Source organism: Cyclobacterium jeungdonense, assembly GCF_010994275.1.
In the GTDB taxonomy this organism is placed as follows: Bacteria; Bacteroidota; Bacteroidia; order Cytophagales; family Cyclobacteriaceae; genus Cyclobacterium; species Cyclobacterium jeungdonense.
Map to the genome: position 1 here is coordinate 274,239 of NZ_WMCD01000001.1, position 17,673 is coordinate 291,911.

The 17,673-nt window shown below is 42.7% G+C and carries 15 protein-coding genes and 1 pseudogene; 12 read left to right on the plus strand and 4 right to left on the minus strand.

The genetic code is table 11. The features are described from left to right. Positions 1–114 precede the first annotated feature (114 nt). Together GKS34_RS01075 and GKS34_RS01080 are read left to right on the plus strand one after the other, a co-directional pair. Entirely contained in the window at positions 115–1,182 is a 1,068-nt protein-coding gene (locus GKS34_RS01075; protein WP_163382967.1) for a sensor histidine kinase, read from the plus strand. Continuing rightward, positions 1,179–1,904, plus strand: coding sequence for a LytR/AlgR family response regulator transcription factor (locus GKS34_RS01080; protein WP_163382968.1), 726 nt, complete (start codon positions 1,179–1,181; stop codon positions 1,902–1,904). Before GKS34_RS01075 ends, GKS34_RS01080 begins: the two co-directional genes overlap by 4 nt. Positions 1,905–1,931: 27 nt before the next feature. Here GKS34_RS01080 and msrB read toward each other — a convergent pair whose 3' ends face one another. Further along, positions 1,932–3,026 carry a peptide-methionine (R)-S-oxide reductase MsrB gene (msrB, locus tag GKS34_RS01085; protein ID WP_163382969.1) on the minus strand — a complete coding sequence of 365 codons (1,095 nt, stop codon included), beginning with the start codon at positions 3,024–3,026 and terminating at the stop codon, positions 1,932–1,934. A gap of 91 nt (positions 3,027–3,117) precedes the next feature. Further along, entirely contained in the window at positions 3,118–3,318 is a 201-nt protein-coding gene (locus tag GKS34_RS01090) for a PspC domain-containing protein (RefSeq protein ID WP_163382970.1), read from the minus strand. A gap of 279 nt (positions 3,319–3,597) precedes the next feature. Between GKS34_RS01090 and GKS34_RS01095 the strand changes: the two genes are divergently transcribed. From GKS34_RS01095 to GKS34_RS01135, 10 genes and pseudogenes are all read left to right on the plus strand, one after another. Further along, complete coding sequence (locus GKS34_RS01095; RefSeq protein WP_163382971.1) at positions 3,598–4,041, plus strand: hypothetical protein; 444 nt, start codon at positions 3,598–3,600, stop codon at positions 4,039–4,041. A 273-nt stretch (positions 4,042–4,314) separates the two neighbouring features. Then, the gene (locus tag GKS34_RS01100; RefSeq protein WP_163382972.1) at positions 4,315–5,853 is read left to right on the plus strand and encodes a sialidase family protein; all 1,539 of its coding nucleotides are present in this window, start codon (positions 4,315–4,317) and stop codon (positions 5,851–5,853) included. 228 nt (positions 5,854–6,081) lie between these two features. Continuing rightward, positions 6,082–7,182 carry a PAS domain-containing sensor histidine kinase gene (locus GKS34_RS01105; RefSeq protein WP_163382973.1) on the plus strand — a complete coding sequence of 367 codons (1,101 nt, stop codon included), beginning with the start codon at positions 6,082–6,084 and terminating at the stop codon, positions 7,180–7,182. A 98-nt stretch (positions 7,183–7,280) separates the two neighbouring features. Further along, entirely contained in the window at positions 7,281–8,681 is a 1,401-nt protein-coding gene (locus GKS34_RS01110) for an NAD(P)/FAD-dependent oxidoreductase (protein ID WP_240459145.1), read from the plus strand. Continuing rightward, positions 8,678–10,222, plus strand: a complete 1,545-nt coding sequence (locus GKS34_RS01115) for a 4Fe-4S binding protein (protein ID WP_163382974.1) — start codon at positions 8,678–8,680, stop codon at positions 10,220–10,222. The genes GKS34_RS01110 and GKS34_RS01115 overlap by 4 nt, the downstream gene beginning before the upstream one ends. A 41-nt stretch (positions 10,223–10,263) precedes the next feature. Then, a pseudogene (locus GKS34_RS01120) lies at positions 10,264–11,283 on the plus strand (cellulose synthase family protein); the annotation flags it as partial. 332 nt (positions 11,284–11,615) lie between these two features. Then, positions 11,616–11,723 carry a hypothetical protein gene (locus GKS34_RS23835; protein ID WP_494337708.1) on the plus strand — a complete coding sequence of 36 codons (108 nt, stop codon included), beginning with the start codon at positions 11,616–11,618 and terminating at the stop codon, positions 11,721–11,723. Between the two features lie 98 nt (positions 11,724–11,821). Next, positions 11,822–12,526, plus strand: coding sequence for a glycosyltransferase family 2 protein (locus GKS34_RS01125; protein WP_163382976.1), 705 nt, complete (start codon positions 11,822–11,824; stop codon positions 12,524–12,526). A 77-nt stretch (positions 12,527–12,603) separates the two neighbouring features. Beyond that, entirely contained in the window at positions 12,604–13,491 is an 888-nt protein-coding gene (locus GKS34_RS01130; RefSeq protein WP_163382977.1) for a hypothetical protein, read from the plus strand. Between the two features lie 12 nt (positions 13,492–13,503). Beyond that, complete coding sequence (locus GKS34_RS01135; protein ID WP_163382978.1) at positions 13,504–14,868, plus strand: MptA/MptB family glycosyltransferase; 1,365 nt, start codon at positions 13,504–13,506, stop codon at positions 14,866–14,868. 200 nt (positions 14,869–15,068) lie between these two features. On the opposite strand, the gene GKS34_RS01140 is transcribed toward GKS34_RS01135, so the two are convergent. Then, positions 15,069–15,749: a response regulator transcription factor gene (locus GKS34_RS01140; protein ID WP_163382979.1), complete on the minus strand. Its 681-nt coding sequence runs from the start codon at positions 15,747–15,749 to the stop codon at positions 15,069–15,071. Between the two features lie 20 nt (positions 15,750–15,769). Continuing rightward, a complete protein-coding gene (locus GKS34_RS01145; RefSeq protein ID WP_163382980.1) occupies positions 15,770–17,587 on the minus strand; it encodes a sensor histidine kinase in 1,818 nt (605 codons plus the stop codon). Positions 17,588–17,673 lie beyond the last annotated feature (86 nt).

Here is a 17,673-nt window from a genome sequence, read left to right on the forward strand (position 1 = left end):
TAGACGGTTAATCCGGTGTTTTGGTAGATTATTTTGGTTCTTTCGTTTTCTTTATTTTATGTTTATGTTGAGAAAAGGTATTTCTTCGGAAGATCTGTCTCCCAATCTAAGCTTATGACGTATTCCAATCAATCTCAAAGGATCACTTTGCTTATTCACATTTTGGCGTGGATATTCATCGCTACGGTGATATTTGTAGTCAGTCCCCTTTCATGGAAAGTAGATTTACCAGTTGAATATTGGTTCAAGCAGGGTTTCGTTTTACTCTTTCTTATCTTGCTATTTTATCTCAATATGAAGGTGTTTGTTCCCAAATTACTATTCAGGGGAAAAAACTGGACCTTTCTGCTGGTAGCCATAGGGTCCACCTTAGTAAGTTTATTTTTGATTATTCAATATGAGAATTTGGTCAACCTTCCTGAATTGATGCATTATGCCTTCCGACCCAATGTTCCCTACGAACCCAGGCCCAGAAATTTCAGCTACGACATGTTTACCATATTGTTGTTGCTATTTGGATTTGGAATAAGCACCAGTGTTGTGGCCGTACAAAAGTGGCAGGCTGATTTGGCATTAAGGAAAGAGATGGAGCAGGAAAAAGTGTCCTCCGAATTGTCCTACCTGAAAGCCCAAATAAATCCCCACTTTTTCTTTAATACCCTAAATAATATTTATGCGCTGACCACCATTGACGTGGAAAGGGCCCAGCAAGCCCTGCTGAAGCTGTCCCGAATGATGCGTTATGTCCTTTATGAAACAGATAAGGACTTGACGCATTTTAGTAAAGAACTGGATTTTATAATAGACTACATCGAACTGATGCGTCTGAGACTCTCAGATAAGGTGATTCTGAACATTGACATACAGGAGAAAGTAGAGGATTTGCCGATTGCCCCCATGTTATTACTTCCTTTTCTTGAAAACTGTTTTAAACACGGTATTAGTGCCAAGAATGAAAGCAAAATCGACATTTCTATTTCTCAAAAGGGGAAAATTGTGAAACTACAGACCCGAAATGCGATCTTTCCGGCAAATCCCAATAGTAAAGAAAAAGAAGGAAGTGGTATTGGTCTGAACAACACCAAAAGAAGATTGGCATTGATATACGGGAAAAAACACCAACTTACCATTGATCAAACGAATGAAATATATCGAGTAGATTTAACCTTGGATTTGGCATGAAAATCAGGTGTATCGTAGTGGATGATGAACCCCTTGCCCTGGAGATGGTCAGTAAGTTTGTGGAGAAAACAGGCTTCCTCCATTTGGAGGCGAAATTTGATAGCGCCCTGGAAGCCCTGGCCTATATCAATTCCCACCAGGTAGACCTAATGTTCCTGGATATTCAGATGCCTGATTTGACCGGCATGGAACTGGCCCGGGTGCTTGAAGGGAGGAAAGGCAACGCATCTCCTAAAATCATTTTCACTACTGCGTACAACCAATTTGCTATAGAAGGATACAAGGTAGACGCACTGGATTACCTGCTGAAACCCTTTAGTTACGAAGATTTTTTAACAGCCAGCCAAAAGGCCCTGCGCCATTTTGAGAATTCGCAGTCCGCTGAAGCTGAACCTGCTCAGGATTATATTTTTTTAAAAGTAGAATACCAATTGGTAAAAGTGAAACTCAAGGAAATTATTTTGGTGGAAGGGTATAAGGATTACGTAAAAGTGCATCTCGAAGGAAAGAGCTCCCCACTATTATCTCTTACTACGCTCAAAAGCATGGAAGAAATGCTTCCAAAAAACCAATTTATGCGAGTACACCGATCCTATATTATATCGTTGGATCATATTCAATCAATCAGTAAAAGCACGGTAAATATGGGCATTATCACCATTACCGTCAGTGAAGGATATAAGGAAAATTTTCTGCAGTTTATCAATAAATGGATACAATGAGGTGAGAAACGTTTTACTTCCCTGGAATCATTCTACTGCATAAAGGAAACTTCCGTAGCCTTCGGCTTCCATGTCTGAAAGGGGAATAAACTTCATCGCAGCGGAATTCATACAATACCTCAAGCCCGTAGGTTCCGGCCCATCGTTAAAAACATGACCCACATGCGAATCCCCAAACTTGCTTCGAACCTCCACACGCACCATTCCCATACTTCTGTCAATCGGCTTCTCCAGATATCGGGCATCAATAGGTTTGGTAAAACTCGGCCAACCGGAACCGGACTCGTATTTATCACGGGAACTAAATAAGGGCGCTCCGGAAACGATACATACATACAAACCTTTTTCTTTATTGTCGTTGTAAGTATTGTCAAAAGCCCGCTCCGTAGCTTCTTCCATCGTTACCTGATATTGTAAGTTGGTTAAGCTGGCTTTTAATTCATTATTAGACGGTTTCTTGTAGTTTTCAGAAGAAGGTACTTCCCAATGTTGTTGGATAAACCGATCCCTTCCGGAACCTGTGCGATATGCTTTATACTCTTTAGGTTGTTTTTTATAATAATCCTGATGGTATTCTTCAGCAGGGTAAAAATTGGTGAACTTAACAATTGGAGTGACAATGGGCTTTTCAAAAACATTCGATTCCTCCAACATTTTCTTGCTGGATTCAGCCACTTTTTTCTGACTTTGATCGTGATAATACAAAACAGATTCGTATTGGCTTCCCCTATCATAAAAACTTCCACCTGCATCGGTAGGATCAAAAAGCTTCCAATAAATATCGATAATTTCACTGAAACTTATAACGTCCGGATCAAAAGTCACCTGAACGGCCTCTTTGTGACTGGTTTGACCGGAAGAAACCTGAGAATAGGTTGGGTTTTTTTCCTTGCCACCAGCATATCCTGAAACTACTGACAAAACACCATCAATACCTTCGTAGGGAGCTTCAACACACCAAAAGCAACCTCCCGCAAACGTAGCTTTTTCGGTCCTCCCTTGATAACTGACTAACTCCTTCTCTTGTGAATCATCTCCGGATTTATTGGATGCATTGCAGGAAAAGAAGATAATGGAGAAAATAACGGTAAGCCCAAACAGGCTCTTAGTGGAATAGCTCATGAAAATTCTTGCATTTATTTCTTATTAAGAACGACAAAATAAGCGCTTATGTTTAGAATTTTTAAGAAAGCGTGGATTTATGCAATAAGTATTAAGATGGGACACTATCCTCAGGAATAATAAACCATAGAATCAAATAAACCAGTAATCCTGGAAAGGCAGCACTTAGCAAAGAAGCAACTACATAAACTATTCTGACAGTATCCGCTTTCCAACCGAGGTAATTGGCAAGCCCACCGCATACGCCTGCAATCAATTTATCCTGCGTTGATCGATAAAATTTTTTAGTCATGAATCAGTGTTTTAATTTTTTTAAAAGGTGCTTTTGTTACTAAAAGCCTGTAATAGATCGGCCTATCTAAAGTAAGCAATTAGGTGGCCAATTTCAAGAATTTGTCAATTAATGCATATCGTCTGGAAAAAAACGGGTAGGGTAAATGATCGGTGTTACAATGCTTTTTATTTAAAATTGGCATTTTTTTTGAGCTCTTTTGATAACAAAGGCCGGTGATTGAAAAGACTTCTTCATTGGCTCTTAGTTATTGAATTTATAACGAAACCAACTTACACCATGAAATTGAATGTAATTTATTTAAGCCTAGGAATTGCCTGCACTACGTTGTTTGCCGCTTGTGAGGGTAACGATTCAAACAGGAAGAACTTAAATGAAGCTGAAAACGAGCTTAAGGAAATGACTTCCGAAGCCAAACGAGAGGTTAATGAGGCCTTTACAGAAACCAGGAAGGAAATATCAGAAGAAACGGCCGAACTCAAAGAAGAGGCCAAAAATTTGAAAGAGGAATTGGAAGAAAACCAACTGCAGCCGGCAGACTCTGTCATTAATCAGTATGTGACCCGCCTGGATGAAGGTATACAGAATTTGGAAACAAAGGTAAGAGAATTCGAAAATGCCGCTGAAAAAAGAAAAGAACAAATAAAAACAGAGTTTGATAAACTGGTAGTAGAAGTGGAAACAAGTCTGGAAAGGCTAAAAAACGAATTGCAGGAGGGCTAAATACCGATTTAAGCTACCACTATACCTGAGGCATTTTCTGAGAGATCAGAAAATGCTTTTTTGTGTGAAGACTCCAGTCACCAATTAACTTAAGTTTACAGGCCATGTGTACAAGGTTGGTATCTAACCTGTTTTTAGCGTATTTTAGCTTTCGTTTATTCCGAATGCCTAAAAAGTACTGTTATGGGCCTAGTCAATAAAAAAATGAATAGCAAGTAATCCTTTACCCAAACGTTCAACCATACTAACCTTTCACTACACCTTTCTATTTTCATGGTTAAAAAATTAAACTATCTCCTGATTCTGGGATCTGTTATCTTTTTTTCATGCGCCTCTAAAAGCAGCTACCCCGAAGCGGAACATGTCCGGCTAGAGCAAGTGTATGTACCTGTCATTCAAGGCCAGCTTACGACGGTAGCGCGCATCAATCTAGACCTTTCTAACGAAGAGCAGCTTACCGGGCTAAAAATCACCTTGGATGGAGATTTGAACGCGGAGGACCTTGAGGTATCCCTGAAACAGAATGAATTCGGAGGGAAAATAGTAACCGGTAGGTATTCAAGTGAAAGCAAAAAATGGGAATTTAATGGGAGCGAAACGTTAAAGGCCGGTTTCCAACAACTGGATATTAAATTGAAATTACCTGCAGATGCCGATCTGAAAAGCAGGTTTTCCCTGGGTGTTCCCTTTGTCGCTCTTTCCGGAGAGCGTTTTCTGCCCTTATCCAATCCGTTTATTCCTTACAGGGTAGGTAAGGCCTTACGTAATGCAGGGGACGACGGCGTGGCAGCTTTTCGGATTCCGGGATTAGCTACAAGCACCAAAGGCACATTGCTGGCCGTGTACGACGTTCGTCACGATGATTCATCCGATCTTCAAGGTGATATTGATGTGGGGTTGAGCAGAAGTGTAGATGGAGGACAGCATTGGGAACCCATGAAAATCATTATGGATATGGGAACCTGGGGAGACTTGCCTGAGGCGGAGAATGGTATTGGTGACCCTGCCATTTTGGTAGATCAGGAAACGGGAACGATTTGGGTAATAGCACTCTGGTTGCACGGTAAACCGGGAACGGCAGCATGGCATAGTTCGGAACCTGGTCTCTCACCAGAGCAAACCGGCCAGGTAATGCTTACCAAATCAGAAGATGACGGAATTTCCTGGTCCGAACCAGTCAACATCACCCGGCCAATGAAAGACCCTTCCTGGCAACTATTTTTCAATGGGCCGGGAAAAGGGATTTCCATGAAAGACGGTACCCTGGTTTTTGCCGGACAGTTTAAAGATGAGAATAAAATTCCTCATAGCGCGCTGATATACAGCCAAGATAAGGGCCTTTCGTGGCAAGTTAGTAACGGGGCCAAACCCAATACTACCGAAGCCCAGGTAATTGAATTAAACGATGGAAGCCTGATGCTTAATATGCGGGATAATAGGGGGGGAGCACGATCTGTGGCGGTCACTAGGGACTTAGGGGAAACATGGGAAACCCACCCGACCAGCAGGAAGAGCCTGATAGAACCAGTGTGCATGGCTAGCCTGTACCGTTTTTCGGATGAATTGCTATTATTTTCCAATCCTGCTGTTCCTGATGATCGGTATAACCTTACCCTTAAAGCCAGTTTGGATGATGGTCAATCCTGGCCAGAGGACAGACACATTTTATTAGACGAGGAAAAAAGCTGGGGATATTCCTGTCTCAGCAAAGTAGATGAAGAGAATGTAGGTATTTTGTATGAAAGTAGTCAGGCACACATGACATTCCAGCTTATTCCCATACAGGACCTGTTATTCTCACAAAAAAAATAATTAAATTACTATTCTTAAAAAAGTTATTTATGTTTGTATAAATCATTTTTTAGGGTCTGAAAAAATTGAAAATGGCATCGCAAAGAAAAGCGATGTTTTTGGCTTGGAAATTGTTTAATAAGCATATAAAAATAAAAAATTGAAAATACACCACCGGTCCTCAATTTGAAAATCTAGAGTCCGTGGCAGGCCCTTTCGCATTTTTTCAATTTGACATGAGTTTACGTTATGGGAGATTCAGAAAGTTTAAATTTGTTAAGCAATACCGATTATGATTTGGATTTGTTTTTTAAATTTTCACCAGATTTGTTTTGCATCGCAGGTTACGATGGGTATTTTAAAAAAATCAGTCCCTCTTTTCAAAAATTATTAGGCTATACTTCAGATGAATTGTATGGTACCCCTATCAATTCTTTTTTGTATGGAGAAGATATCGCTTCCACTGCAGAAATCCGAGAAAATATAATTGGAGGGACTGTGTTGAAGAATTTTGAGAATCGGTACCAGACAAAAAATGGAGAGGTAGTATGGCTTTCATGGACTTCCTTTCCAGTTCCTGAGGAGAAGTTGGTATATGCTATCGCCAGAAATGTTACCCCACGAAAGGAAATCGAGGGTAAAAAGAACGAATGGATTCGGTATCTGACCCAAACCAATGATAAATTAAAGCAACTGACATTCACAACATCTCATGACCTCAGGGCTCCGGTAAACAACCTCTTGGCGGTTTTTCAGCTTATAGACATCCAAAAGATTGAAGATAAGGAGACGTTTGAATTGGTTGAGTTGCTGCAACAATCTACGGAGGGCTTGAAACAGAAGCTGGACAATTTTTTAACTACCCTGAAGCAGGAGAGCAGCGAGCAATTGAAAGTGGAAACGCTTTCGCTTAAAGATATTTACTACCAAACCACAATCACCATTCAATCTCTTATAGAAAATTCGGGTGCGGTGCTGTTGCCTAATTTTACCGAAGTTCCGGATATTGAATTCAACCGAATGTATCTGGAAAGTATATTTCTGAACTTGATTACCAATTCCATCAAATACAGCAAACCCAATGTCAAACCTCTGATTGAAATTAAGTCTTTTGTAAAAAATGGCACGGTAAAAGTTTCCTTTACCGATAACGGTTTAGGTTTCGATATGGAACAGGTTAAAATGAAGTTATTTGGCTTCGATCAAAAGTTTCACAGCCATAAAGAAAGTCAGGGGATCGGGTTATACCTGGTACATGCCCATGTCACAGCTCTGGGAGGAAAGATAGATGTAAAAAGCAAACCCAGACAGGGAACGGAATTTATCATTTCATTTCCGAATCTGGATTGAAGAATTTGATTTTTTACTATCCGTTTGTTTCTTTTTTTAAATACTAATTTTTTTTCATCAACTTGTCAGGAATTGGACAGTTAATCGTCTTATCCAGTATGCTATTTTTGATTGAAAAAATTGAATCAGGCAGGATTTTCCCAATGAATGAAATAAGCAAGAACATCGTAATTATTGGTAATGGCATCTCAGGAGTAACCTGTGCACGGAATATCCGAAAGCGGGACCAAAAGGTTCCAATTACCATTATCTCTGGAGAAACAGCCCATTTCTTTTCCAGAACCGCCCTGATGTATATTTACATGGGCCACATGAAGTACGAGCATACCAAGCCGTACGCAGACGATTTTTGGAAAAAGAATGGCCTTCGATTGCACCAAGCCTGGGTTAGCTCTGTGGATTTTGCCAATAAAAGATTGGTTTTTCAAAATGGGGAAGAGATGGGTTATGGGCAATTGATTTTGGCCACCGGTTCCATTCCTAATAAATTTGGCTGGCCGGGAGAAAATCTGGAAGGGGTTCAGGGCCTTTACAGTTACCCCGATCTGCTATCCATGGAAAAACACACCCAATCTATCAGCCGGGCCGTAGTAGTGGGTGGAGGATTGATCGGCATAGAAATGGTGGAGATGCTTTGTTCCAGGAATATTCCGGTTACATTTATAGTCAGGGAAAAGGGGTTTTGGGATAACGTGCTTCCGGATGAAGAAGCAAATTTGGTTAGCAGACATATTCGGGAACATCACGTGGACCTGCGAATGGAAACCGAACTGGCTGCCATCCTCGATGATGGCAAGGGTAGGGTAAAGGGAGTCCAACTAGCAAATGGAGAGATCATCGATTGCGGTTTTGTCGGATTGACAGTTGGGGTTAGCCCCAATATTTCGGTTTTCAAGGGGACGGAACTGGAAACCAGCCGTGGCATTCTGGTGGATGAAACGTTTCAGACAAACATTCCGGATGTGTATGCTATTGGTGATTGCGCTGAATTCAAAATCCCCCCGGGACCGGACCGAAAAAACATCGAACAAGTCTGGTACACTGGCAGAATGCATGGAGAAACCCTGGCCTTTAATTTGATGAACAAAAATCAGGTCAGCTACCAACCTGGTATCTGGTTTAATTCAGCTAAATTTTTTGATATTGAGTACCAAACATATGGTCACGTTCCCCCTAAATTAAGGGAAGGCGATTGGACTTTTTATTGGGAAGACAGTTCCGGTAAAATAGCTTTGCGGTTACTTTTTAATCAACAGGATCAGCTGCTGGGCATCAATGCATTTGGGTGGCGAATGCGTCATGCCTTTTTTGACCGGGCTATCACAGAGGGTTGGGAGGCGGATAAGGTGGTCAGTCGACTACATCAGGCAAGCTTCAACCCGGAATTTTACAAGGATTTGCACAAGCTCCTTATTGTGGCTTACAACAAGGAAAAGGGAAAGTCCATCAGGGTTCCCAAAAGGTCATTCATTCAAAAACTAATCGGTTCAAGGGCATGAAATTTCTACAAAACACAGGTCTGACACTTTTTGTGATAGGATTAGTCATCTTCACGGTGATTCCCTTATTGGGAACCTGGAAATTAGAATCTTCCATGGTAGCCGAGAACACGAAAGAGATGCACCGGGAAGTAATGGTAGAAATACTGGACCCTATGTATGACAAAACCTATCATTCCCATTTTGCTTTTATCAGTGATTTTTACAGCCATTTTAATGCCTATAATGATTCCTTGAAAGCAGAAGAAAAATGGGATCAGGTGATTTGGGATGATTACGCATTTCCCCTCACTAAAAGAGCCTCCGTGGGTCCCGTGCCCTCTTCTCCGTTGCTATTCTTGTTTCTTTCCATTGGATTGGCGGTTTTGGGTGGATTGCTCTATATACTGCCTCTGTATAGAAACGAAACAGCAGGTATTAAAAACGACGGGATTTATTTTTCTTCCATGAAAGCCAGAGGATGGCTGGGGATAGTGACCGGTACTTATTTGATTGGCTTTTACATCATCCTCTACTGGTATCCCGAATACCTGACAAATCTGGTCATTATGGTAGATCCCTTGAGTCAATTCCTCTCAGGCGGGCCGGCAAGCCAGTGGTTTCTATACGGATTGGTATACACCCTGGCTATTCTGGTAATGGGCATTCGTATGTTTCGAAAATACCGGGGGAACAGTTACCAAACCATTCGGACTGTTTCAGTTATGTTTTTCCAGTTATCTTTTGCCTTTCTGATTCCGGAAATACTGGTTTTATTTAACATGCCCTGGCATGACTTCAAAAATATCTGGCCCCTTGACTATTCGTTTTTCTATGAATACCGCCTGGAAGGAATGTTGAATTCAGGAGCGTTGGGCATGTTTATGCTCGTATGGGGTATTTTGTTAATTATCATTGGGGTGCCGATTTTTACTTATTTTTACGGCAAACGCTGGTATTGCAGCTGGGTATGTGGTTGTGGAGGACTGGCAGAAACGCTGGGCGATCCTTACCGGCAGCTTTCAGATAAGTCCTTAAAATCCTGGAAAATTGAACGCTACCTGGTACATGGAGTGTTGGTTTTTGCAGTGGTAATGACGGGAGTTACCCTGGCCAATTATTTTATGGAGTTTGGCCTGCTGGGTGAGGCAACGAATCAGCTCCACTCCATTTATGGCTTCGCAATTGGTTCGGCATTTGCGGGAGTAATAGGAACCGGATTTTATCCCTTTATGGGGAACCGGGTGTGGTGTCGGTTTGGTTGTCCATTAGCAGCCTATCTGGGTATCGTACAGCGATTCAAGTCCCGGTTCCGGATCACTACCAATGGAGGGCAATGCATCTCCTGCGGAAACTGCTCCACCTATTGCGAAATGGGTATCGATGTGCGCTGGTATGCTCAGCGCGGGCAAAATATCGTCCGGTCTTCTTGTGTGGGCTGCGGCGTCTGCTCGGCAGTCTGCCCAAGGGGCGTACTGAAACTTGAAAATGGGGAAGAATCCGGGAGGATTAATGACATGCCGATCATTATCGGCAATAATTCCATCAATTTGAAATCATAAACATGTGGATTTATTTGTTTTTGGGAATGTATGGTTTGGCCATGACATTTATTTTGCTGTACAGTTTTGCACAGGCAAATCTCCTATGGCACTTTTTCCGATTCAAAAGAAATAGAGAACCTATGGCTACTTTGGATGATCCTGATCTACCCAAGGTAACCATCCAATTACCTGTTTTTAACGAAAAATACGTGGTACAAAGACTAATTGAAGCGGTCTGTAACCTGGAGTACCCCTCGGATAAACTTGAAATTCAGGTACTGGACGACAGCACCGATGAAACGGTCTCGCTGGTCCGCGAATCGATAAAAAAACACACCGAAACGAATATAAAACACATTCAGCGAAAAGTGCGAACCGGTTTTAAGGCAGGTGCCCTGAAGGAGGGATTAGCTGAGGCTTCCGGCGAACTCATCGCCATATTCGATGCTGATTTTGTTCCGGATTCCCAATTCTTGCTGAAAACCGTTCCCCATTTCAAAACCCAGGAAATAGGCATGGTCCAGTCCAGGTGGGGACATCTGAATGAAAATTATTCCTTGTTTACGCGTCTACAGGCTTTTGCCCTGGATGCGCATTTTATGGTGGAGCAAATGGGTAGAAATGCCCAACATGCCTTTATTAACTTTAATGGTACTGGTGGAATTTGGAGAAAAACCTGTATCCTGGATGCGGGAAACTGGGCAGACGATACCCTCACAGAAGATCTGGATCTGAGTTACCGTGCCCAGCAAAAAGGATGGAAATTTCTATACCGGCCGGACGTGGTATCTCCTGCCGAACTTCCGCCGGTAATGTCTGCAATCAAATCCCAGCAATTCCGCTGGACAAAAGGTGGGGCAGAGTGTGCGGTCAAACATTTAAAACAGGTGCTGCGGGGACCATTTCCTTTCAGCGTTAAAATCCATGCGGCAGCCCATTTGTTAAATTCCCTGCTGTTTATTGCCATATTGGTGGTCAGTCTCAGTAGCCTGCCGGTTTGGTGGGGCTTTTATCAGGGATTGATTTCGCCGCATTTCTTCAAGGCAGCAGCTTTGTTTTTGGTAGGGTTTGTGCTGATAGCAGCCGTATATTTTGTTGCCAATTTGAGTTTAGCCGGCTATTCCCGGAAGGGACTGTTACGTTATTTGTGGGAATTGCCGGTTTTTCTTTCGGTATCCATGGGGCTTTCGGTCCATAATGGACAAGCAGTATGGGAGGGACTCACTGGAATTAAATCTCCCTTTATACGCACACCGAAATACAACCTGGAAAATAAAAATGAAGGCTGGTCCGGTAATGTTTACCATCTCAAAAATGTTCCTGCTACGGTTTATGTAGAGGGAGGGCTGGCCCTGATCTTTCTGTTGGTCGTTGTTTTGTCTGTGTATACGGCTACTTACGAAATGATCCTATTCCATGCGATGCTTGCGATGGGTTTTGGAACAGTAAGCCTGGCCTCGTTCAGAGGTCCTGGCAAGACTGCTTCCAGCTTAACCACCAGAGTTTGAATCCGAATTAAACCCTTTTCCTTGCATTTGTCTCAAGCCTGAGGACATGCCTGAAATATCCCAAGTAGGTCACTACCAAAAGCAAGCTTTATCACTGAAAAATCCATGAATGAACGCTAAAAACGGAACACCTGTCCTTATCGATGTAATCATACCTGCCTTTAACGAAGAGAATGCTGTAGGTAAGGTGATTCAGGATATTCCTTCCATTATCAGACATGTAGTGGTAGTCAACAACAACTCCAATGACAATACCCGAAAAGTAGCGGCTAGGGCCGGTGCAGTGGTATTGGATGAGCCGGTCAAGGGATACGGAAAGGCCTGTTTGAAGGGCATGGCATTTTTGTCTCAGCAGGAGATTTCTCCCGATGTGGTGGTCTTTCTGGATGCAGATTACAGTGACTATCCGGAAGAAATGAAAACACTCATTGCTCCGATAATCATGGATGGATTTGACCTGGTAATAGGGTCCCGATCCTTGGGCAAACGGGAAAGGGGATCTATGACGTTACCGCAAGTCTTTGGTAATTGGCTGGCCACCCGATTGATGCGGCAGCTATTTTCAGCCAATTTTTCCGATCTTGGGCCTTTCCGGGCCATTCGCTGGGATAAGTTGCAGACGTTGCAAATGGAGGATGAAAACTACGGTTGGACCATAGAAATGCAGGTAAAGGCGGTTAAAGGTGGCTTGGCGTATACGGAAGTGCCGGTAAATTACCGGCGGCGTATAGGAAAGTCCAAGGTCAGCGGAACCCTGAAGGGAGTCATTGGAGCAGGATACAAAATCCTATGGACGCTTTGGAAATACCGATAAATTTAGGTCATACCTTTCAGGCTTCTAGCTGTGGAAGTACGTATTTTTCGTTAAATTACCACTAAATAAAACCTATCATGAAGAATCAATTACTCTTATTTGCAGGAATCTTGTTTAGCTTATCCTGTTCGCGACCCGAGAGGGAGTCAGTAGATTTTGAGGCCTGGGGAGAATATTGGTTCCAGGGAACTGCCGAGATCAGTAGTTTTGACCTGACCCAATACCGCTATGGAGAACCCCGGGAAGGGGAGGCCGTGTTGATTTTCGTGACGGAAGATTTTTCAAGGAGCAAACAGGTGAAACTGGATGACCCAGCTTCTGCCGGAAGGGATAAGATTTCGGTGATCAAAATGAACCAAACCAGGGACTTTATTACTGGAATTTACCCCTACCACATGATGCTTTCTGCTTTTACACCCACCAAGGAGGACTCCCGGGGAGTTAAGTTTGCAGTTTCTTCTCAGGAATGGTGTGGACAGGCGTTTGCCCAGATAAATTTAAATAGCGGGGAATCGTATTCCGGAGAACTGTTTTCCTATTTTGAAGAAGAAGGGGATAAGAGCTTTTCCATCACCGGAATGGCAGAAGATGATTTATGGAACCTGATCCGGATACACCCCAATCAGATCCCTACAGGAAGCGTACAAATGTGGCCCTCCCTCATCTACCAAAGGCTAACCCATCGGGATTTTGCGGCCGAAGAAGCGTTTATCCGGATAAAGGATATCAGCGATTCGCGAAGACAGGTAGAGGTGACCTATAGTACGGGGCAGAGGGAATTGAGAATAGATTTTGAAAAAGAGTTTCCTTATACCATTCTGGGATGGGAAGAATTGCATACTAAAGAAAACGGCGAAACGGAAATTACCAAGGCTACCCGAAAGGGAATGAAGGTTGTTGATTACTGGACCAGGAATTCGCTGGAAGATGAATACCTACGTGATGAATTGAATCTTAACCACTAAACCCGACTCCTATTGAAAGCATTTTTAGGTTATGTGGGAGTAGCAATTGGGTTGCTGGGAGTAGCAATTGGGTTGCTGGGAATGGGGTATTGGTTTCCCAGAACAGCCTTTCCGGAGTTGATGGGCCTTTATGGAATCGCGTTTATAAGTTATCTCACCCTGGTATCCGTTCATAAGAATAAGGCATTTTCATCCTTGGTAGTGATCATCATGGCCATGGTATTGCGCTTGCTTTTGTTGGGAGCCTGGCCGGAACTGTCGGACGATTTTTACCGATACCTTTTTGATGGGCAGCTACTTGTAAAAGGGGTCAATCCCTACTTGCAGATGCCTGCAGACCTGTTTGATTCGGGTATTTTACCAGATAACAGGTATTGGCAAACATTGTTGGAAAGGATGAATTCTTCTGAATACTATTCCCTTTATCCGCCATTACATCAGTTTTTTTTCTGGATCGCCGCGCTCGCGGGAGAAAATCTATTTCTCAACATGCTGGTACTAAGAATAAGTATTTTACTTATAGAAGGAGTCAATTTATGGTTGATTCAAAAAATACTTTTTCTTTGGCGCAAACCCGCTTACCACCTTTCCTGGTATGCCTTCAATCCTTTGGTAATCATGGAGCTTACAGGTAACTTACATTTTGAAGGGTTGGTTCTAACAGGATTGTTAGCAGCTGTTTATTTTTATTCTACTCAAAAGGTTTTTGGTACCGCATTGAGTTGGGCTGCTGCTGTGGGATTAAAACTAACCCCTCTTTTACTGGCCCCTGTTTGGATTCGATTTTGGGATAAAAAGAGATTTCTGATATTTTCAATAACGGCCGTCTTTTTTGTGCTTCTCTTTTTGAGCCCCATTTTTTTGCTTGAGGGAGGAGAAAACTATTACCAGAGTTTCCGCTTGTTTCAGATCAAATTTGAGTTTAATGCTTCCCTGTATTACCTGATCCGGGAAATTTCCGGTTTCTTTGTAGATTATAATCCCATAGCGTATGTTGGTCCTGCTTTTCAGGTTTTTGCCGCCATTTGCTTATTGGCCATGGGTTTGTACCAGCGGACTTATACCCAGGAAGCACTGGTTTCCAAAATGGTATGGATGTACCTGGTTTTTCTTTTGCTTCAAACCACCGTTCATCCCTGGTACCTCATTCCTGCCCTGGGCATCAGTGTGTTGACTTCTAATCGCATCTTTGTGGTATGGACTGGACTGGTTTTTCTTTCGTACCACGCTTATTCGCAACCCGCTTTTAAAGAGAATTTATGGATTATCACTGCAGAATATGTTCTTTTGGGGGTTGCAGGTTTGCTTATCTTATACCGTGACTTCAGTAGTAGACGTATCCTGTCTTCGCGTGCCTCCTCCCAGGGGGAACTATGATGGTCATCAACCAAGCCTGCCTGAAAATAAAGACAGGCATGCCGCAAGCGAATTACGGAGGGATGATTATATAACACCTGCCTGCCGGTAGGCAATTGCGAGATTCTCCCGATTCAGGATCGGGACAGGCTATCCCGACCTTTGGTGCGGGACCGGTTATGACCGTTGAAGAAAAAATAATAAACAGATGAAATTCGAATTCAGGTGCTCTTGATATGCTCTTTTAATCCCGGCTCCTCATCGATTTTTTTGAGTAATTCTACCACATTGTTTACCTTAAGCTTTTTCATGATGTTGAAGCGATGGGTTTCTACTGTCCGGATGCTTTTACCCAATTGTTCTGCTATCTCCTTATTAGCAATACCTTCAGCGATCATTTTCAGGATTTGTTTCTCTCTCTTGGTAATTTCGTACTGGTTGACTCCGCTTGTTTTGTTGGTGACTTTTCGGTCTTTAAAAGTCAAGTAATTATTTACCAATACCTGGCTGATGTCACCACTAAAATATTTTCCACCTTGATGCACGGTCTTGATGGCTTTTAGAAATTCTTCCTTACTGGTGTCTTTAAGCAGATAACCGGAGGCACCGCTTTCGATGGACTGCAGGATATAGTCTTCATCATCGTGCATGGAGAGGATAAGGGACCTGGCGGAAGGTGTGGACTGTGTAAGTCTTTTTGTTGCTTCCAAGCCATTCATGACCGGCATTCGGATATCTATTATGAGTAGGTCTGGCTTTAGTTTTTCCACCACCGTTAACGCTTCCTCACCATTGGAGGCTTCGCCTATGACTTCGATATCGCCTTCATTTTCGAGCAGGTTTTTAATACCACTTCGTACGACCAGATGATCGTCTGCCAATACTACTTTTATTTTTTCCATGATCCTGTTTTTTTCACTGTTTAATCCAAGGGCACATTGATACTAATAGTGGTTCCTTTTCCCTTTTCCGTGAGAATCTCACATTGCCCATTGATGAAATTTGCCCGTTCCCTTATGTTGAAAAGCCCATGACCAGAAGCAGAAAAATACCCTGTCTCCTCCAGCTTTTGGATGTCGAAGCCCTGGCCGTTATCGGCAATTTCCAGGTTTAAGAATTGTGAATTGTGTGATAGCGTTATGGTCACCTCCGTTGCCTTGGAATATTTGATAGCGTTGTTTACTGCTTCCTGGGAGATTCGGTAGAGATTGTTTTCTACTTTCCCTTCCAATCTGCTTAGAAACCCCGTTTTGTTCTCAAAGGTGACCTGCAAATCAGAAATTTTCGAGATCTCCCTGGCAAATTTGTTTAATACCGGAACAATTCCGTAATCGGAAAGGGCACTTGGGGTAAGGTTAAAGGAAATCCGTCTGACCTCCCGGATTACATTTTTTAGTAAATCCTTTGTTGTTTTTAGCTTTTCTTTTTCAAAGCCTGAATTTACGGAATGAATTCCTTCCAAATTAAACTTCATAGCCGATAGCAATTGGCCAATCCCATCGTGCATGTCCCGCGAAATTCGCTTTCGCTCCTCCTCTTGTCCTTCCAGAATCAAGGCGGAACGAAACTGCTGTTCCTTCACTTTTTTCTCGATTCTCTCCTTATTGATTTCCTGAGAAATCGCCTCTGCTTCTTTTTTTTCAGTTTCGTCTGTACAAACCAATAGCATGCTATCAACCTGTTCCAGCTCATTATGCGTAGGAATCAGATTCACTTTTAGCCAGACAAAATCTCCTGCCAGGTTTACTAATTTGATTTCTCCATTCCAGGGATTGCCGATGCGTATCATTTCCCGGATGTTTTGCAAGTACTTCCCGTCGTATCCCTGCTCCTGCAGCCATTGAAAAAGGTTTTCCGGCCGCCGTTCCTCGAATTCCATCAACGAAACGAACTGATCCGAAAATTGCTTAAAATCTCCATCTGCTGTGCATCTGGCGTAAAGAGTAAAATCTTCCAGTGTCACATCCACTTCCAGCAGGTCTTGATAGGCCTGTTCGAGGGAACTGTATAAGGCACTTAACTCCAGCGTCATTTTTTTGGATTTTTTCTGGGATTGCACCAGTTTGACAAACGTCTGCCGGATGGTTCTTGCTGAGGGGATGAAAACAAAAAACAATTCAAAGAGGATCACACCCAGGGAAAGCACCATTAAAAACAGCGAAATATTCCCCAGGTTGGTGACTTTGGTTTTGGCTTCCCGATCGTATTGAAAAACGATGCGGTCCATCCCTTCCAAAAATCCGGGCTCGTGCCGGATAATGGATAGGATATCGTCATGGATTCGATCTGTTGGGGTTTGAATATCCTGTTTCAGCAAGTGAAGGATGCGTGAAGCAGCACTTGCTATTATCCGGTGATTGGGCTCAATTTGGGTAAAGAGGGCTTCTATTGTTTCACTGTTTTTTCCAGTAATTCCTAATGAATCATCTCCGGATTGCAAGGCCTCGTGGGCCTTCAACCATTCCTGTAAGGACAATTCCAATTCTCCTAGTACTTCTTTTTTATCGGCAGGAACCGAAGTTTCTCCAAGCAAAAGTACGCTTTTACTTATCTTCTGACTAAGCATCCGCTGCCTACCGGAAAGATTGACCACCAGGGAATCATTTTCCTGCTCTCTTATAAATTTTTGAATCAGCACCTGACTGATAATGATGCTTGCCGCAATGGCACAAAGTGCCAGCAGGTAATACCTGCCGAGTTTTTCGAAGGTTGGTTTTTCCGTTAATGTCTGATTATCCATTGGCGATTTCGTAGCTTAAAAATACGTAAAACCACTTAAAATTCCCATTCGATTAAGGTAAAGCAAAAAATAAGCAAGGCCTAAAT

Bases quoted from the DNA above. Each gene is read 5' to 3' on its own strand.
- GKS34_RS01075 (WP_163382967.1), top strand. From the start codon at position 115: ATGACGTATTCCAATCAATCTCAAAGGATCACTTTGCTTATTCACATT.
- GKS34_RS01080 (WP_163382968.1), top strand. From the start codon at position 1,179: ATGAAAATCAGGTGTATCGTAGTGGATGATGAACCCCTTGCCCTGGAG.
- msrB (WP_163382969.1), bottom strand. From the start codon at position 3,026: ATGAGCTATTCCACTAAGAGCCTGTTTGGGCTTACCGTTATTTTCTCC.
- GKS34_RS01090 (WP_163382970.1), bottom strand. From the start codon at position 3,318: ATGACTAAAAAATTTTATCGATCAACGCAGGATAAATTGATTGCAGGC.
- GKS34_RS01095 (WP_163382971.1), top strand. From the start codon at position 3,598: ATGAAATTGAATGTAATTTATTTAAGCCTAGGAATTGCCTGCACTACG.
- GKS34_RS01100 (WP_163382972.1), top strand. From the start codon at position 4,315: ATGGTTAAAAAATTAAACTATCTCCTGATTCTGGGATCTGTTATCTTT.
- GKS34_RS01105 (WP_163382973.1), top strand. From the start codon at position 6,082: ATGGGAGATTCAGAAAGTTTAAATTTGTTAAGCAATACCGATTATGAT.
- GKS34_RS01110 (WP_240459145.1), top strand. From the start codon at position 7,281: ATGCTATTTTTGATTGAAAAAATTGAATCAGGCAGGATTTTCCCAATG.
- GKS34_RS01115 (WP_163382974.1), top strand. From the start codon at position 8,678: ATGAAATTTCTACAAAACACAGGTCTGACACTTTTTGTGATAGGATTA.
- GKS34_RS01125 (WP_163382976.1), top strand. From the start codon at position 11,822: ATGAACGCTAAAAACGGAACACCTGTCCTTATCGATGTAATCATACCT.
- GKS34_RS01130 (WP_163382977.1), top strand. From the start codon at position 12,604: ATGAAGAATCAATTACTCTTATTTGCAGGAATCTTGTTTAGCTTATCC.
- GKS34_RS01140 (WP_163382979.1), bottom strand. From the start codon at position 15,749: ATGGAAAAAATAAAAGTAGTATTGGCAGACGATCATCTGGTCGTACGA.
- GKS34_RS01145 (WP_163382980.1), bottom strand. From the start codon at position 17,587: ATGGATAATCAGACATTAACGGAAAAACCAACCTTCGAAAAACTCGGC.